Consider the following 17880-nt stretch of genomic DNA (forward strand, 5'->3'; position numbering starts at 1 on the left):
TCCTACATTTTATCCCTCATTAACTTTGTGGCCTGTCTGGTAATGAAGACAGACAGGCCTCTTTTCGACAGGCTGGAACCCCCGCCCATAAGGCGGGGGTTCCTCCCTTATTCAATTCCCAGCGCCGACAGGGCGTCCCGGGTTTCCCGCCAAGTCTCCACCAGGGCGGCATGGCGGGCTTTGCCCGCCTCCGTCAGGCGGTAGTACTTCCTCGCCGGGCCGCCGGAGGTCTCCCCCTGGTAACGCTCCGTGGCCCCCTCCCGGCAAAGGCCCCGGAGGATGGCGTAGATGGCGCTCTCCTGCACGTCCGGAAAGACGGCGTGGAGGCGGCGGAGGAGCTCGTAGCCGTACTGGTCCCCCTGGGCCATCAGGGAGAGAAGGCAGAGCTCCAGAAGGTCCTTTTTCAGCATAGGGCTACCCCCGTTTCAAGGAGACCCAGGAGGGTAATGACGATATACTGTATCACATGGGGCCTCCACCAGCCGGGAACAAATCCGTAAAAATTCATACTGGTCATAAGCAGATAGAACGACAGTCCCAAAATAACACCGCTCAAGCCCAGAATATAGACCGCACACCAACGGCTATCGTCAAGACGGGACTTTACCANCGNGCATAGGGCNATCAGCGCCATGGCAAGGATCATCAGGCGCAGCAGCAGATGTATGGTCCACCCCAAGTCGGCGGCTGAGGCAAGCCAATTCAGCAGCTCCCAGGATTCCGTCAGCACAAGCCCCGCCAGAAACCACACTCCAGCCATTCCAGCCAGGAGAAGCGCCAGCAGCGGGACAATACCCCTGGGCAATCTCTTTCCCTGGTTCCAGTTCCGCCGGAAGCAGTTGAGGGACAGCGCGCCTCCCAGGGAAAGGAAGATCATGTAAGCCGTGTTAATTACTGGGCTCCAATAAATCTCGTTGCGTGCCATCGCCATGGGAAGCGCCAAGCACGCTGCCAGCACCCCGAACACCATCAGCCACCGCCGGTAGGCTTTCGGCTGGGCCAGCTGGCGCATTGCCGCCCGGGGCGTCCCCAGGTCCCGCCGCAGCTCCTCTTCCGACCTGCCCGCCACGATTTCCCGGTAGTCCTCCAGCACCTCCGCCGCCTCCGCCGGAGGCAGATACCACCGCGCCGCCCGGGAAAGCCTGGAGAGATAATCCCGCCGCATAAAAACCGCTCCTTTCCGTCTATACTGTAAAAATCGCAGTAGTCACCAAAGTGATTATATTCCGCACCTCTCAAAATGTCAATAGAACTACTGTAAAAAAATCAATAGTCCCCGTCCAACAATTCCCTTGACATTTCAGGTCGCTTCCGTTATCATGCAGGTATCGCTGAATTTCGACGGAAATTCAAATCTCAAGCGATGGAAAGAAGAGTTACAAGGAATAAACCGCGCTTGGTTGCCGTCGCTTCGGCTAAATCAACCACCAGACCCCGTAGCGCGCGAAAGTTCTTTTGTTTCTTTTCTTTCAAGAAAAGAAACGGGGGAGGATACATGTCCAAAGAGTTGATTCGCCTGCGGGATCTCTGCATGGCGTACGACGACGAGCTGGTTCTCGATCACTTAAACCTTTATATCAATGACAAGGAATTCCTCACACTGCTAGGGCCCAGCGGGTGCGGCAAGAGCACCACGCTGCGGATTATCGGCGGCTTCACGGCACCACTGTCGGGAGACGTCCTCTTCGACGGTGTGAGGATTAACGATGTCCCGCCCTACAAGCGGCAGATCAACACGGTGTTTCAGAAGTACGCGCTTTTCCCTCATCTGAACGTCTTTGAAAACGTCGCTTTCGGCCTTCGGATGCAGCGAAGGCCGGACCCTTCGGACCCCAAGCGGAAGACGAAGCTCCCGGAGGAGGAAATCCGGCAGCGCGTCCTGGAGATGCTGGAGGCCGTGAGTTTGAAGGGCTTTGAAAACCGGCGGACGGACGCCCTTTCCGGCGGCCAGCAGCAGCGGGTGGCCATCGCCCGGGCGCTGGTAAACCGGCCCAAGGTGCTGCTTCTGGACGAACCCCTTGGGGCCCTCGATCTCAAGCTCCGCAAGGACATGCAGATCGAGCTCAAACGCATCCAGCAGCAGGTGGGCATCACCTTTATATATGTCACCCACGATCAGGAGGAAGCCCTGACCATGTCCGACACCATCGTGGTCATGGACAAGGGCACCATCCAGCAGATCGGCACCCCCGAGGATATTTACAACGAGCCGAAAAACGCCTTTGTGGCGGACTTCATCGGGGAATCCAACATCATCGACGGCGTCATGGTCCAAGACAAGCTGGTCCAGATGTACGGCCGCCAGTTCCCCTGCCTGGACGGGGGCTTTTCCGAAAACGAGCCGGTGGACGTGGTCATCCGGCCCGAGGACATCGACATCGTCCCCGTGGAGCAGGGGCAATTGACGGGCACCGTCACCAACGTCACCTTTAAGGGGATGCAGTATGACATCATTGTGGACTTCCGGGGCTTCAAGTGGCTGATTCAGACCACGGATCACTCCCCCGTGGGGGCCCGCATCGGCATCAAAATCGATCCCGACGGCATCCACGTCATGAAAAAAAGCCGGTACTCCGGCCTGTACGGCGACTACTCCTCCTTCTCCGACGAGTACGACGAGNTGGACACGGTGGAACCGGAGGAGGGCGGAGATGAAGCCTAAGCTCTCCCGGTTCGCCATCCCCTATGTTATCTGGATGGNCCTCNTTGTGGTGGCCCCCATCGTGCTGGTGGTGGTCTACGCCTTTTCCAACGACCTGGGCGGCTTCACTCTGGAGAACTTCTCCAAGATGGGCACCTACGCCGTGGTCTTTGGCCGGTCCTTCAAGCTGGCCCTCATCGCCACGCTGATCTGCCTGGTTATCGGCTACCCGGTGAGCTATATGATGAGCCGGGAGGGCGAGCGCTTCCAGCGGGCGGCCATGGTGCTTATCATGCTGCCCATGTGGATCAACTTCCTGCTTCGGACCTACTCCTGGATGTCTATTCTGGAGAACAACGGGCTTTTGAACCAGGTCTTTCAAAAGACCGGCCTCCTCAGCCTGTACAACAGCCTCTTCGGCACCAGCCTGGAGTACTTCCCCATGATGAACACCCAGGGGGCGGTGGTGCTGGGCATGGTATACAACTACCTGCCCTTCATGATTCTGCCCATCTACTCCGTTATCGTCAAGCTGGACGGCTCCCTGGTAGAGGCCGCCCGGGACCTGGGGGCGGACGGCGTGAACGTGTTCCGCCGGGTCATTCTGCCCCTTTCCCTGCCGGGGGTCCTCTCCGGCATCACCATGGTCTTCGTCCCCTCCGTCTCCACCTTCGCCATCAGCAAGATGCTGGGCGGCGGGACGGATCTTCTGCTGGGGGACCTGATCGAGCAGCAGTTCCTGGGTGGGGCCTACAATCCCCAGCTGGGGGCCGCCATCTCCCTGGTGATGATGGTCATCGTCGTCGTCTGCATGGTGGTCATGAACCGCTTCGGTGAGGGCGAGGAACAGGCGGTGATCCTATGAAAAGACGAAACCGCCTGGGCAGCCGGGCCCTGATGGCCCTGGTCTTCCTGTTCCTTTACGCGCCCATTTTTCTGCTGATTGTCTTTTCCTTTAATAAGGGCAACAGCAACATCGTCTGGACCGGCTTTTCCCTGGACTGGTACAAATCCCTGTTCCAGAACCGGCTCATTATGCGCAGCGTGTACACCACGCTCCTGGTCTCCCTGCTGGCAACCGCCATCGCCACTGTGGCGGGGACCTTCGCCGCCATCGGCTTTTACAGCCTCCGGCGGCGGACCCGGACGGCGCTGAACACGGTCAACAGCATCCCTATGATGAACGCCGACATTGTGACGGGCGTGGCCATGTGCCTGTTTTTCGTGGCCTTTTTCACCTTCTGGGGCGACTTCTCCGTTTGGTTCAACGGCGTCCAGCGCGTGGTGGTCCTGCCGGAGCGGCTGACCCTGGGCTTCGGCACATTGCTCATTGCCCACGTCACCTTCAACATCCCCTATNTGATCCTCTCCGTGGGCCCCAAGCTCCNNCAGATGGACAAGAACCTGGTGGACGCCGCCCAGGACCTGGGCTGCACCTGGATGCAGGCGTTCTGGAAGGNGATCCTGCCGGAGATCAAGCCCGGCATCGCCTCCGGGGCCCTGACGGCCTTCACCATGAGCGTGGACGATTTCATCATCAGCTACTTCACCGCCGGGTCCTCCAGCTCCACCCTGGCCATGANCATCTACGGCATGACGAAAAAACGGGTGACGNCGGAGATCAACGCCGTGTCCACCCTGCTCTTTGTGACGGTGCTGGCCCTGCTGGTGATTGTAAACCTCCGGGAGGCCCGGGCGGAACGAAGCGGCGAGGAGCGCCGCCCCGTCTCCCGGAAGCTGACCCAAATGCTGGACACTCNCAAGGGGCGGGTCTTCCGCCGGGGGGCGGCGGTGGTTCTGACCGCCTCCTTCCTCATCGCGGTGGTCCTCCTCACCGGAGCCACCAACGCCCAGCCGGTNGTGAACGTGTGCAGCTGGGGCGAGTATATTGATGAGGACCTCATCACCCAGTTTGAAGAGGAAACCGGCATCGCCGTCAACTACCAGACCGCCGAAAGCAACGAGGCCCTATACTCCCTTCTGAAAAGCGGAGCGGGGGACTATGACGTCATCGTCCCCTCCGACTACATGATCTCCCAGCTCATTGAGGAGGACATGCTGGCGGAGCTGGACTATAGCCGGATTCCCAACTACGGCTTGATTTCAGACCGCTTCAAGGACCTGACCTATGACCCCCAGGAGCGCTACACCGTCCCCTACGCCTGGGGCACCGTGGGCATCATCTACAACACTTCCATGGTGGAGGAGCCCATCACCAGCTGGTCCGCCCTATTCGACGACCGCTATGCCGGAAACGTGCTGATGTTCCGCAATTCCCGGGACGCCATGGCCACGGCCCTGAGCTACCTGGGCNATTCCCTGAACACCACCGACGAGTCGGAGCTCCGGGAGGCGTTCCAGCCCCTCAAGGACGCCAAGAANCGGGGGGTATACCAGTCCTTCGTCATGGACGAGATCTTCCAAAAGCTGGAGGGCGGCAACGCCGCCATCGGCGTGTACTACGCCGGGGACTACCTCACCATGCTGGAAAACAACGAGGATCTGGCCTTCGTGGTTNCCGAGGAGGNCTNCAACTGGTTTATGGACGCCATGTGCGTGCTGAAAAACGCCCCCAACTATGAGGAGGCCATGGCGTGGATCAACTTCATCGCCTCCACCGAGGCGAACCTCGCCAACATGGACTACCTCTGGTACGCCTCTCCCAACCAGGAGGCGCTGGAGCAGTATCCCGCCTACTACGAGGAGCTCTACGAGGAGGAGCTGGGCCAGGAGGCCTATGACATCATCGCCGCGCCGCAGGAAGTGCTGGACCGCTGCGAGGCCTATCTGGTCCTCCCCCTGGAAACCCGGAAGCTCTACAACGACCTTTGGACGGAATTGGGTATTTAAGGAGGACTCNCCCATGATTTTGATCGGAACAAAATGCCGCCTGGAGCAGACCGTCACCCGGGAGCTCACCGCCGGGGCCATCGGCTCCGGGGCCCTGCCGGTATTCGGCACGCCCTTCATGGCCGCCATGATGGAAAACGCCGCCATGACGGCTCTCCAGACCTTCCTGGAGGAGGGCCAGGGCAGCGTGGGCACCCATTTGGACATCAGCCACGACGCCCCTACTCCGGTAGGCATGAAGGTCTATGCCGAGGCGGAGATCACCGCCGTGTCGGAAAACGGCCGGATGGTGGACTTTCAGGTTTCCGCCTGGGACGAAAAGGGGCCCATCGGCAAGGGGGCCCACACCCGGGCCATCATTGGAAACGAGAAATTCCTGGCGAAGTGCAATGCCAAGCTGGACAAGTGANTCGATTGATTTTATGAAAACGAGGCCCGGAGGAAATTCCTCCGGGCCTCGCTTTCTTTGTTTTAACCAGGGCTTACAGCACCAGGGACGGCGCGTTGTAAACGCGGCCCGCCAGCTCGCTGTTGAGCATGTACAGGCTCTTGGGATCGGAGCCGAAAAGCTCCATCTTGGAGATCAGGTCGTTGGCGTTGTCCTCCTCCTCGCCCTGCTCCTTGACAAACCAGTCCAGGAACTGCATGGTACGGAAGTCCTTCTCCTCATAGGCGGCGGCGTAGATNGTGTTGATGAGGCCGGTGACATAGATCTCATGCTCCAGCCCCGCCTTCAGCACAGTCATGTCGCTGTCCAGCACCTTGTCCGGCTGGGCAATGGCCCCCAGGGTGACTTTGGCGTTGTTGTTGTGGAGGTACTGGTAGAACAGCATGGCGTGATCCCGCTCCTCCTGGGCCTGAATCTTGTACCAGTTGGCGAAGCCGTCCAAGCCCCGGGCCTCGAAGTAATTGGAGAAGTCCAGGTACAGGTAGGCGGAGTAGAACTCCTTGTTGACCTGCTCGTTCAGCAGGGCGGCGACCTTTTCACTCAGCATAATTGTGGTTGCTCCNTTCTTTGTATGTTTGAATCAAGCTGATTTTACACCCGTTCCGGCAAAAAGTCCATTGCAAAAGCACCCAAAAAAGCCGGGGATTTTGGTCAAAAACACCGCAGTCAGACCGGGCCGGTCAATTTCCCCCGAATATCAGGGCATAGGTCCGCCAGTCCAGGGCCAGAAAGAGTCTCCCTACCAGCGGAAGCTCCTCCAAGGTGTCCGCCAATGCCGGAAGAAGGTTCATCGCAAGCAGGAACGCCAGCGCGGCCCAAACCACCGGAGCCGCCCAGCTTGGGCCGCGGGTTTCCTTGGGAGCCGCCGGTCCGGCAGGCGGCATCAGCACCGTTCGGAACAAAAAGCGCCCTTCCTCCCACTGACACCGGAAAAGACCGCCGTACTTCTCCGTCACCCGCTTCACGCTCTGGAGGCCCAGGCCGTGGCCCTCCCGCTTCGGGCTCTCCGGCAGTCCGTCCGGTCCAAAGGCCACCGGATAAGGCCAGGGGTTCTCCACCGAGATCAGCAGCCGCTGATTTTCCGTCAGCTCCAGCTCCACGCCGATCCGCCGCCGGTCCTCCGGCAGCTCCTGACAGGCGTGGACGGCGTTTTCCAGGGCGTTGGCCAGGATGACGCAGATATCCGTCTCCTCAAAGGGGAGCGTTTCCGGAACCCGGAGCTTCGTCTCTACGGTGCAGCCTTCGTTGCCGGCCTGGACGATATAGGCCGTCAGCACCGCGTTGACGGCGGAGTTGGCGCAGCGGACCGGCTCCGCCAGCTCCTCCAGTCCGCCGCTGAGGGAACGGACATAGTTCAGCGCTCCCCCATTGTCCCCCTGCTGGAGCAGGCCCTCCACGGCGGCCAGATGGTGGCGCATGTCGTGGCGGTAAATGCGCCCCACCTCCATCTTCTGGCACAGGGCGTCGTAATCCTTCCGCTGAACCTCCATCAGACGGGTGTTTTCATACATCCGCATCTGCCGCCAGAGGGAGTGGAGAATGGAAATGTAGGTCAGGGGCANCAGCGCCAGCACCAGCAGCAAAAGCAGAAGGCCCCTCCAGCCGGGCATCGGATCATCCACGGGAATGGACACCATGACGAGCATCAGATAGTAAAGCAGTCCAATGAGGGAAAACAGCCACCAGCCCCGTTCCAGCTTCCGCTGAAGCTCCTGATAGGGGCGGCGCAGCTGTTTCCAGATAAACCACTCCGTCAGGGGGAAGAGGATCAGGCGGCCAGCAAACATCACCGCATACTCGCCTCCCACCAGCCGGTCCAGCAAGCTCCTCACCTGGATCAGCCAAATGCACATGGTATCCGACAGGCAAAAGAGGAAGAAGAACCTCCCATTCCGGTACTTGGAAATCCAGAAAAACAGGGCCATGCTGGGCAGTGAACAGGTGAAAAAGATGAGCGCAAAGGGAGGCACCCCCAGGACAGCCGCCGCCGCAAAGGTCACCACGCTCATCACGACCGCACCGGATACACAGATCGCAATCGTAGGCCGCCAGGGGCGGCGCGGCTCAAACAGCAAAAGAAACACAACCAGGACATGCGCCATCGCCCAGAGCTGGGAAATATCCCGCAAAGCCGTCACAGCCCTTCACCTCCCGAGGCATTCAGCCAGTAATCGCTCCACCGGCGCTTTGCCAGGGCGGCCAGCCCCCGGGCCAGGGGGACCCGGGCTCCGCCATCCATGCGGAGGTACCCCCTCTCCACCGCGGTGACGTAAAACAGGTTCACCGCAAAGCTGGCCCCGCTGAGGAAGAATCTCGGGTCCGCCAGCAGAGGCGCCGTCTCCTCCTGAAAGGGGCCGCGCACCGTCACGCTGTTCAGGCCGGTCCCGTCCGCCAGGTGGTAGCGCACCGCACGGCCCACCAGCTCGGCGTAGACAATTTCATCCAGCCGCAGCCGCTCCAGCCCATCCTTCGTGCGGACCGTCACACAGGCGGCCCGCTGCTTTTCCAGCGCCGCCACAGCCTGGTCCAGCACCTGGAAGAGCTTGTCCGGCTGGGCCGGCTTCATGAGGTAGTAGAACGCCCGGGCCGCGTAAGAATCCACGGCGTACTCGGGCGAGATGNTCAGATAGATGATCGCCCCGCCGCTGTGCAGCTCCCGCAGCCGTACGCCCAGCTCGATGCCGCTGAGCTCCGGCATCACGATGTCCAGCACGTAAAGGTCAAAGCCGCCGCACTCCTCCGCCGCCGCCAGCAAATCGCGNCCCGAGNAGAATACCGACATCTTTACCGCCAGGGAGGGCCTGGCGGCCGCGTATTCCCGCAAAAGCTTTCCAACNGCTTCCCGCTGCTCCGCCTCGTCGTCGCACAGCGCCAGTTTAATCATATAAGCCTCCGCCTCCCCCTGTGCAAATTCCGCGCAAAATCAAACCAAATTTACGCAAAGTATCAAATTCGAAGGGTTTCCTGCTACAATGAACATAGCACGCCCTTCCGGAATTTGTCAAGCTGTTTTGGAGAGGCTAGGAAAACAGGCCGCCGGGAAACGCCCCGCGGCTCCACCCACAATCCGGAAAACACGCTTCCCTTCCAACCGCTGAAGAAAGGCAGGCCACAGATGGACCCAAAGCCCCATCTTCTGAGAGAACCGGCAAAGTCCCGCGCCCTCCGCAAGCCCATGACCGGCTATAACGTCTGGCCGGCACAGCGCTGCCCCGCCTTTACCGTGCGGACGGTGGGCCTGGCCTGCGGCAGCGGCTGCTGGTTCTGCCGGTACGCCAACTTTCACCTTCGGGAGCACATCTCCCTGGACGTGGGGGTCTGCTGCTGGCCCCGGGCGCAGTCCGACTGAGGGTCACTCGCTGAGCTTCAGCCGCCGCAGATTCTCCTTCAGCGTGCGGATGGTCTCCGTGATAATCTTCAGCTCCAGGTGGGAGCAGTCCGATAAAATATGGGCCGCCTCCGTCTCGAAGACGGACCGGGAGGCGGGCAGGCTGTCGCATAGAATCTGATCCACCGTCACCTCCAGGGCGTTGGCCACGCTGACCAGGGTGGGAAGGCTGAGCTTTGTGGCCCCCCGCTCGATATGGGAGATATTGGACGGCTCCTGGCCGGACATTTCCGCCAGTGTCTGCTGGGTCAGCCCCCGCTCTTTGCGCAAACGGCGGATGCGCACGCCGATAGCCTGATAATCCAGCTCCATAAGCGCCCCCCTCTCAAAACAGCGTCCAAGCAATCCCGCTTGCTTTTTCTGCTTACTTTTTCCAGTAAAGTTATTGTATATCCGATTCGGATATGTTAAAATGCTTTTCATATCCGATTCGGATATATACTAAAGTTTTGCCGTCAGACACACGGATTGAGGTGCAAACATGGTCCAACGCTTTGAAAACAAAGGAAGCCGCGGCTTCTCCCTGGTGGAGACTTTGGCCGTGGTGACGATCCTGGTGATCCTGCTGAGCCTCTCCGCCGTGGCGGCGGCCTACTACCGGGACTATCTCAAAATCACCGAGCTGGACAACGCCGCCCGGGATATCTACATGGCCGCGGAGAACCGGGCCGTGCTGCTGGGCGGCAGCGGCCAGCTGGAAAAGGCGCTGACAAGCGGCGGCGCGCAGACCCTGGCCGAGGGCGGGGAGCAGCAGGCTTCCGTCTATGTTGCAAAAGGCACCGCCGCCTCCCTGGGGCTTCTGACCGGCGGGGCCATCGATCCCGCGCTTTTGAACGGGCAGTTCTACATTGTCTATGACACCGCCAGCGGGGCCGTCACCGACGTGTTCTATACGGAGGGGCCTGACATTCAAGATATTCATTACGCCCTCAGCATCGCCGGGAACCGGGATAAGCGGATGCGCCCCGACAGCNGCCCCATGCTGGGCTACTACGGCGGCGAGCAGGAGGCCAGAACTCCCTACACCCCCCTGCCCGCGCCGGAGGTCCTGGTGGAGGTTGAAAACGGGNACCTGCTGAAGGTCCATGTCACCTTCTCCTTGCCGGATGCCGCCCTGTCCATCGTGGGAAACAACTNGATGCACACNGCAAAGCAGACCGTACAGTTGGAATACGAGGGCGCCGCCATCCCGCTGATGAATTACCCGACGCTTTTCTTTCCTGAACGTCATTCNAGTTCCGTCTCCGNCGCCGCCGTCACCCATACCTGGGTGCTGGACGCCCTGGACCGGGCCGACGGCGTTTCGGGCCGTCACTTCTACCAGCTTTTTTCAAACAGCGGAATGACCTTCGGCGGGGACTTCACCGTCACCGCCGAAATAGAGCTGTCGGCTCCCGGCTGCCGGCCCACCTCCGCCTCCGGCTCCGACACGGGCAACAGCCTTTTTGCCCAGCGCAGCGGCGGCAGCGCCGCCCAGCTGGAGAATCTGCGCCACCTCCAGAACCTGGACGCCGCCACCTCCCGCGCCGGGGGCAANACCTCCGCCGTGCAGATAAACGACATTGACTGCCGGGGCACCACCATCAAGGATCCCCTGGACCCCTACGGCCTATACAAATTCGCGTCCATTGAAAACCCGGAGCTTACGTCCTTTGACGCCGGGTGGACCCTTCAGGACAGCGCAAACCGCCGGAATGAAATCACGGACCTACGGGTGACAAAGGACAGCGCCAAGGTAACCGGCGCGGGGCTCTTTGCCAAAACCGCGGTCGGAATGACCTTTACCGGCGTCCGCCTCATGGACGCCGGGGTAACCGGCTCTCAGGATACCGCCGCCGCCGGGGCCCTGGTGGGCTCCGCCGGAAGCGGCAGCACCTTCCGGGACATCCGCGCGGTCAACGTCAAGGCCGTCTGCCCCAACGGGCCCGCCGGCGGCATCGCCGGAAGCGTCGCCGGAGCCTCCGGCAAACAGAACGAGAACCTCTTTTCGGACTGCCGGGTCTACTGGGAGCCGGAGGAGGGGCAGGACAACCTCCGCAGCCTGCTGGGCAGCGACCAGAAGAGCAATCCCTATCAATACGGCGAAATCCTCCACGGCACAAATGCGGGAGGCCTGGCGGGCGAGCTGTCCGGCAAAAGCGGGACCACTGCCATCTCGAAGAGCCTGGCGGCTTCCCTGGTCAGCGGGACCATCGCCGGGGGCCTGGTGGGCAATGCCCAGCATACGGTAAACGTCGATACCTCTTACGCGGACTGCTACCTCAAGGGAGAAACCTATGCCGCCGGGCTCGTCGGCAAGTGCAAGGACGGCGGAACCAGCAAGGGCTCCGCCTTGACAAACGTCTATGCCGCCGGGTTTATTGACTGCGCCGATATGGGATTCGGATCCAAGGCCGCCGGGCTGTTCAATGTCTCCGGAACCGTAAGCGGCGCCAACGTTTACACCGCCGTAAGCTATCTGAACCAGACCAGCAAGGTGACCGTGAATCCCGGGGTCCCGGACAACAGTCCCGATCTGGCAAACCACTGTTACTATTTGGATCCCACCGCCGCTTCCACCGGCGCGCAGCCAACGGCCAACGGGGCGGTATCCTATGACGACATGTCCACCGAGGGCCTGTTTGACAAGGCGATGGGCGGCGCGTTCGCCTTCAAGAAAATCCCCGCCGATACCAACCCCTACAACCTCCAGGAAAAGCAGATGCTGAACCCGCCCTACAGCTTCCCCGGCTTAAAGGGCCTCCCCCACTACGGGGACTGGCGGGCCTACTTTAAAGAGCCCAGCCTGGTCTATTATGAGCGGGACAGCGAGGGAAACACCGGCTTCTCCGGCGGCAACGCCAGAGAGCTGATCGGCCAGCTGGAGGAGGACAATGACATCACCGTCCAAACCGACGGGTATGCCGTGGCCCTGATGAAAAAGGACCTTCCAGAGAGCGGCAGCTTTACGGTTACATACACCTGCCTTGGGAAAAACGGCGAGAAGGTAACTTTGGGTCCGGTTTCTTACAGCACCGCGGACAGTACGCTCCTGGAAGCGATGTGGGAGCGGAGCGAGGGCGGCACAACGGTCNAGGACGAGTATTGGCTGGCCCCCCTGCCCGACGCGCTGGTGATCGGAGAACGCGTCAAAACAGATTCCGGCGGGGAGGAGTTCTCGGCTGTCACCAGCAAGGACTTCTACCAGTACCTCCGCTTTGAAACCAGCCTCAAGCTTCATGACGAAAGCTCGGAAAACGCCTCCGGCGAGTATTTCTACAACCCCCATTTTGCCGAGACGGTGAAGCCCTATGTCCCGGAGACCGAGGGCAAGCCCTTCATCGATTGGGAAGGCGGTTGGGAGGGCGAAGGCAAAGCGCCCTATACTCCCGACAACGCCGCCGAGGGCGTCCGCCAATACATCACCGAAACACTGGCCCCCGGGAACCGCCCGGTCAGCGTCAGCGTCCGCACGCCCCGGCACTTCTTCCACCTGAGTCAATACGAGGACTATTACAATAACCCCCGCCTCGCTTTCCAGCAGGGGCTTTCCCTGGACGGCCATGTGGGCGTTTATCAGGGCTACCCGGAGCTTTTGACCCACGAAGCCGAGGCAAGAAAATTCCAGCTCCAAAGCCCCATCGGCACCCAGGCCAAACCCTTCCTGGGCTCCTATAACGGCAACTATCTGCCCATCCGGCGGGTGGCCTTCCGGATTCCCGAGAAGGACAAGAATCGCGTCTGCGCGGGCCTGTTCGGCAGCTCCAGCGGCACGCTGCAAAACATTGTCTACAGCTTAAGCCCCAACGGCCGGAAGGAGGAGCCCCCGGAAACCCTGCCCGCGCCCCGGGATATCGTTTTCCCCAGCAACCAGCTGACCACCTATCTGGGGGCCCTGGCGGGGCAAAACGGCCTCACCGGCAAAATTTTCAACTGCGCCGTGGACGGCGTGAACCTCACCACCCGCGTCTACTCCGCCACCATCTACATCGGCGGCCTGTGCGGGGAGAACCGGGGCCTCATCCAAAATTCCGCCGCNGAATCCGCCTATCTGCATGTGGACGCCGCCAACTACGGGCAGGCGTTCGTAGGCGGCCTGGCGGGCAGCAACACCGGCCAAATCACTACGTCCTACGCCGTGGGGCGGCTGGCCGCCTCGGCGCCCCAGGAAAACGCCCCCGTCTGCCTGGCGGGNTTCGCGGGCCGGAACGCCGGCAGCGCCGTCAACTCCTATTCCGCCATGGACCTGAAAACCGACGGCGTAAACGCCGAAGCCTGGGGCTTCTCCGGCCCCTCCGGCAGCGGACAGCAAAGAGGAACCTTCTACCTGAACAACGGGAATTTCTCCTACCGGGGCGAAGAATTCCTCGCCCAGTACGAGGAAGGCCAGGGCGGCACCGCCGCGCCGCTCACCTATGTGGAGCTGACGGCGGAGGACTCCCCTGTGCCCGGCATGAAGCCCCTGGGCGGCGCGGACCCCCAGCTTGTCTTTCCCTATCCCACGATTGTCACCAGCGGAAAGGACAACATCCACTACGGCGACTGGCCCAAGCCCTTGAAGCTGGGCAGCATGGGCGTGTACTACTGGGAGGAACTTAAAATCCCCGGAAAGGAGCCCTTCTATCAGCTCAGCCTGCTGGCGGTGGACCCGGGCGACAGCGCGGCGTCTCCCAAAACCATCTCCAAGCTCTCCACCCTCTCCACCGCCCACGACCAGGGCGGCGAGGTGACCCGCTTCGGCTACGGCGTCTACAACAAGCCGGGCCATGCCATCGCCCTGGGGAAGGATACCCCCTATCCCCTTCTGTATTCCGAGGGGGGCGAGGCCGGCGGGGACTTTGACCAGCAGAAGTTTTCGACGCTGGAAGCCGAGAAGAAAACCGCGGCCCCATCCAGCACCGCCTACCTCAACAAGCAGGTGGACGAGGCGCTGGCCGAGCAAATGTACTATCGAGTAGGCGAACGGTTCCAGTTCCACTCCTTCCACAGCTACGGCCTGGACGGCGGCCTGGGCGGTTTGTATCCCAACAGCGGCCCCGCTGTGCCCAACGGCACCCTGACGCTGTCCCAGGGCGGCAACCAGAATATCGAAGTCACCTTTGCGCTGAATCCCCTGTTTGCCGAGGCGCTGGCGGTGGAGCTTCCACAGGACGGTAAAAACTGGAGCGCGGCGTCCAAGGATGTTCCGGTCTTCACCAGCTCCAAAAACTGGACCGGCGCGTGGACCCTCTCCGGGAACACTCCCGGCAGCAGCGGGACTTATCCTTACGGCGTCCGATCCATTGCCCAGCTCCAGCTTATCGACTGGAACAGCGTGAACCGGAATACCAATACCGTGCTGGAAAAGAGCGCAAAGGGCGCGCAGGGCATTGCCAGCTTCCCCTACCTGTCCTCCGGCTNCACTACCGGAAACTACTATTNGACCCAGAGCTACGACATCAAGGGCGAACGAACGGCGGATGGAACGTATAAGACCTATTCCCCCATTGCCGAATATTACGACACCACCAACACCAATGAAAACCGAGGGTATCTGGACGGGTGGTTTGGAGGCGTCTACGACGGAAACAGCTATGTCATTGAAAACGTCAGCATCCAGGGAAGCACGGCCTCCTGCGCGGGTCTTTTCGGCGTGGTCTACAACGGGACGCTGAAAAACATGGTCCTCTACTCCTCCACCGGCGAGAGCTTTGTGAGAAGCACCTATGACGAACGCACCACCAGCCAGTGGTATGCCATTGGAGCTTTGGCTGGCGTGGCGGCCTCCCATGATAAAGACGGAAAACCCGGGCAGACCGCCATGGAGAACTGCGCCGTTTCCGGCTATCAAATTGAGGTAAAAACCTACACTGCGAAGGCTGATCAAACCTGGGGCGGCGTCGGCGTCGGCGGCCTGCTGGGGCTCTCCAACATGTCCCTGTCCGGCTGTACCTCGAATACAAAGATCGTCTTGAAAAACGGCACCGTAGCCAACGACAACATCCGCACCGGCGGACTGGTTGGCTCCTGCCAGGGCAGCATCGAAAATTGTTATGCCGGCGGCTTCATCTCCCTGGAGGAAAAAAGTGACATCGACATGGGCCAAAAAGGCATCTACATCGGCGGCATTGTCGGAGGCAGCTACATGAAGCCCCTCCAGATTGGTAACAACCAAAATCTGACGATTGGCTTTACGCAGGATTCCGAAGGCGGGACCGACAACAACCTGACCAACTGCTACAGCTATGTCCAGCTGCCCTCTCTGGAAGCCCATCCCAGTATCCGGGCGCTCTATGCTGTCGGCGGCACAGGAGAAATCAACCCTGCCGGAACCAGTGACGGCACCCTCAACCATGGCAAAACTACGTACGAAAACTGCTACTTCCTGACCAGCGAGGTCCTGGCAGGCTACGGCGGCAGCGCGGAAACGTACCTGACCGCCATTCAGGACGCGCAGGCGGCCAAACCTGAAAATGGCCGGAAGTCCTGGGAACCTAAAACGGATCTAGGAACGGAGTCTTCCAATTCCGAGGTTACCCCCCTGACCTACGAGCAGCTGGCGGGTATGCAGGCGGGAATCCCCGGAAAGAACCCCGACCTGGATATCTACGGCCTGCTGCCCGGTTTCAGCCCCGTCACCACCGTGACGGAGGACGGCATCCGCGTTCCCGGCAAGTACAGCTATCCCCCCGCCACTTCCCCGCAGCTGCGGGACCGGGACTATCCCTTCCCCACCATCCTGCGCAAGGACGGCGGGAAATACAATGTCCACTACGGCGACTGGCCCTTGAAGGGCTTCCGGCGGCAGACCCTGTTTGACGAAAACGGCAAGTACGCCCTTTTGGGCGGAAGCCCCATCGAAGTCGACCTCTTCGTCAACGGAACCGCCCCGCATCAGGAATACCTGGTGCTGACGGAAGGCGTGGTTCCCGGCGGCAAGTGGACGGACAGTATCTGGAACAGCATGAGCGAGGGAGGGAGAGATTCCGGCGCCGGGCTGATTGCCGGCTATGAGATCTCCGGCCCTCTGCCCCTTGACAAAATCCCCAATATCCCCCCGGAAGAACAGGGCAAATCCTACTACTTCCTTGAGCTGACCCCCAAAAAGGAGGGCACGGATATCCTGCATCTCATCTATACGGATACGGATAGCGTTCCCTACCGCCTGGACGTCACCGTCCATGTCACCGCCGCCGCGGAGCTGCGGCCCTCCCGGCTGTTTATGTTCCCCAACGACACGGTGTCCATCGCCGTCAGGGCCACCGACAAGGCGGGCCATCCCCTGGACGAGCGGCTGCAAAACGGCAGGCTGACCCTCAAGGGCGACCCCAACTGCGGAAGCAGCGGCTACCTCACGGGCAAGACTCTGATTCAGGAGGCCACGGAGGACGGCGGGCTTCCCACCGTACAGTTTACCACCGCGATTCCCGGGGACGCGCCGGAGCTGGAAGCCCCGCTGACCCTGGGCGCCAACACCGATTTCGCCTATACCGTCACCACCCCGGACCCTGACAGCCCCGGCGATCCCAGCAAAGCCACGGTTCAGGATTACGGCGGCGGCAACGGCGGAGACGTCCGCATCGAGATCATCCAGCCCTGGAAGGACCGGGAGGACTTCATCCGCTTCGAGGAAACCCAAAGCCCCGACGGAACCCCGCAGATCGTCTGCACCGTCACCTTCCCCGACAGCTATCCGGTTGACGCGGAGGGAACCCGGCACTTTGCCGCAGCCGGAAGCCCAACGGTGGCTCCCATGTTCAACCAGCCCACGGCGGCCTGGAGGGATGAGGCGGGCAGCATCTCCTTCACGCTGACCTACGGCGCGGCGGAGCTTGCGCAGCTCCCGGAGGAGACGAAGGTCTCCCTTCCCCTGACGCTGACCAGCAGCGGCAGCCAGCTGATCGAGGGCTCGCAGTCCCACACCCTGACCCTGACGGTGCGCAGACCGGCGGATGCCCAGGCGGCGGATGCCCAAGCGGCCCCCCTCCAAAGCATCGACGCCCCGCCCCCTGCCGNGACCGAGGAGAAATCCGCGGTCCGGCGGCGGCGCACCGCGAAGAACGCACATTAAGCAAAAGGAGAGACGCCCCGTGAAAACGCTGAACCGAAAACTGCACAGCCAGCGCGGGGCGTCCATCCTCCTGGCGCTGCTGTTCCTCCTGGCCTGCATGATGGTGGCGGCCTCCGTCCTGATGGCGGCGGCCTCCAACGCGGGCAAGATTCGGAGCAACTATGAGGAGCAGCAGCGCTACCTGGCCCTGTCCTCCGCGCTCCGGCTGGTGGCCGGGGAGCTGGAGAAGGCGGAATACCGGGGAAAGTATACGTTCAACCTGTGGTCCGAAATCAGGACGGAAGAGGACGGCACCGAGACCACCACCCGCTATTACAGCGTCACCCAGGCGCCGGGCTTCTTCTNCTGCGGGGAGCTGTCAAAGCGGAAGGCGGACGGAACGCCTGACGGGGACGCCGTGCTGAGCTTCCAAAAGGAGCTGGACGGCCTTTTCGCCAAGGAGTTTACCGGCGTTGGCTGCACGCGTTTGCCTGAGGATCAGGTTGCCGCCCTCCCCACAAATCCCCCCAGCGTCTTGGGTTCCA

At 61.2% G+C, this 17880-nt stretch carries 10 protein-coding genes; 5 read left to right on the forward strand and 5 right to left on the reverse strand.

The window, feature by feature from the left end:
* Nucleotides 1-107: 107 nt before the first annotated feature.
* Nucleotides 108-410, reverse strand: coding sequence for a PadR family transcriptional regulator (locus JX325_RS04560; protein WP_204789987.1), 303 nt, complete (start codon nucleotides 408-410; stop codon nucleotides 108-110).
* A 1085-nt stretch (nucleotides 411-1495) separates the two neighbouring features.
* On the opposite strand from JX325_RS04560, the gene JX325_RS04565 reads away from it, so the two are divergent.
* From JX325_RS04565 to JX325_RS04580, 4 genes are all read left to right on the forward strand, one after another.
* Nucleotides 1496-2662, forward strand: coding sequence for an ABC transporter ATP-binding protein (locus JX325_RS04565; protein WP_204789988.1), 1167 nt, complete (start codon nucleotides 1496-1498; stop codon nucleotides 2660-2662).
* Nucleotides 2652-3506, forward strand: coding sequence for an ABC transporter permease (locus JX325_RS04570; protein ID WP_204789989.1), 855 nt, complete (start codon nucleotides 2652-2654; stop codon nucleotides 3504-3506). The genes JX325_RS04565 and JX325_RS04570 overlap by 11 nt, the downstream gene beginning before the upstream one ends.
* Nucleotides 3503-5491 (forward strand): extracellular solute-binding protein, encoded by a 1989-nt coding sequence (locus JX325_RS04575; RefSeq protein WP_204789990.1) that lies wholly within the window; start codon nucleotides 3503-3505, stop codon nucleotides 5489-5491. The genes JX325_RS04570 and JX325_RS04575 overlap by 4 nt, the downstream gene beginning before the upstream one ends.
* Before the next feature lie 13 nt (nucleotides 5492-5504).
* Nucleotides 5505-5900 (forward strand): thioesterase family protein, encoded by a 396-nt coding sequence (locus JX325_RS04580; RefSeq protein ID WP_204789991.1) that lies wholly within the window; start codon nucleotides 5505-5507, stop codon nucleotides 5898-5900.
* A gap of 73 nt (nucleotides 5901-5973) precedes the next feature.
* Here JX325_RS04580 and JX325_RS04585 read toward each other — a convergent pair whose 3' ends face one another.
* From JX325_RS04585 to JX325_RS04595, 3 genes are all read right to left on the reverse strand, one after another.
* Nucleotides 5974-6486, reverse strand: coding sequence for a ferritin (locus tag JX325_RS04585; RefSeq protein ID WP_204789992.1), 513 nt, complete (start codon nucleotides 6484-6486; stop codon nucleotides 5974-5976).
* A gap of 133 nt (nucleotides 6487-6619) precedes the next feature.
* Complete coding sequence (locus tag JX325_RS04590; protein WP_204789993.1) at nucleotides 6620-8077, reverse strand: sensor histidine kinase; 1458 nt, start codon at nucleotides 8075-8077, stop codon at nucleotides 6620-6622.
* A complete protein-coding gene (locus JX325_RS04595) occupies nucleotides 8074-8823 on the reverse strand; it encodes a LytTR family DNA-binding domain-containing protein (protein ID WP_204789994.1) in 750 nt (249 codons plus the stop codon). The genes JX325_RS04590 and JX325_RS04595 overlap by 4 nt, the downstream gene beginning before the upstream one ends.
* A gap of 231 nt (nucleotides 8824-9054) precedes the next feature.
* On the opposite strand from JX325_RS04595, the gene JX325_RS04600 reads away from it, so the two are divergent.
* Nucleotides 9055-9288 (forward strand): hypothetical protein, encoded by a 234-nt coding sequence (locus JX325_RS04600; protein ID WP_204789996.1) that lies wholly within the window; start codon nucleotides 9055-9057, stop codon nucleotides 9286-9288.
* 3 nt (nucleotides 9289-9291) lie between these two features.
* Here JX325_RS04600 and JX325_RS04605 read toward each other — a convergent pair whose 3' ends face one another.
* Entirely contained in the window at nucleotides 9292-9639 is a 348-nt protein-coding gene (locus tag JX325_RS04605; protein WP_204789995.1) for a helix-turn-helix domain-containing protein, read from the reverse strand.
* Nucleotides 9640-17880: the final 8241 nt, after the last annotated feature.

It is taken from the genome of Oscillibacter sp. CU971 (assembly GCF_905219725.1).
Taxonomy (GTDB): Bacteria; Bacillota; Clostridia; order Oscillospirales; family Oscillospiraceae; genus Oscillibacter.

What these genes read in the sequence shown, in the direction of transcription:
- JX325_RS04560 (WP_204789987.1), bottom strand. Translation starts at nt 410, where the DNA reads ATGCTGAAAAAGGACCTTCTGGAGCTCTGCCTTCTCTCCCTGATGGCC.
- JX325_RS04580 (WP_204789991.1), top strand. Translation starts at nt 5,505, where the DNA reads ATGATTTTGATCGGAACAAAATGCCGCCTGGAGCAGACCGTCACCCGG.
- JX325_RS04600 (WP_204789996.1), top strand. Translation starts at nt 9,055, where the DNA reads ATGGACCCAAAGCCCCATCTTCTGAGAGAACCGGCAAAGTCCCGCGCC.
- JX325_RS04605 (WP_204789995.1), bottom strand. Translation starts at nt 9,639, where the DNA reads ATGGAGCTGGATTATCAGGCTATCGGCGTGCGCATCCGCCGTTTGCGC.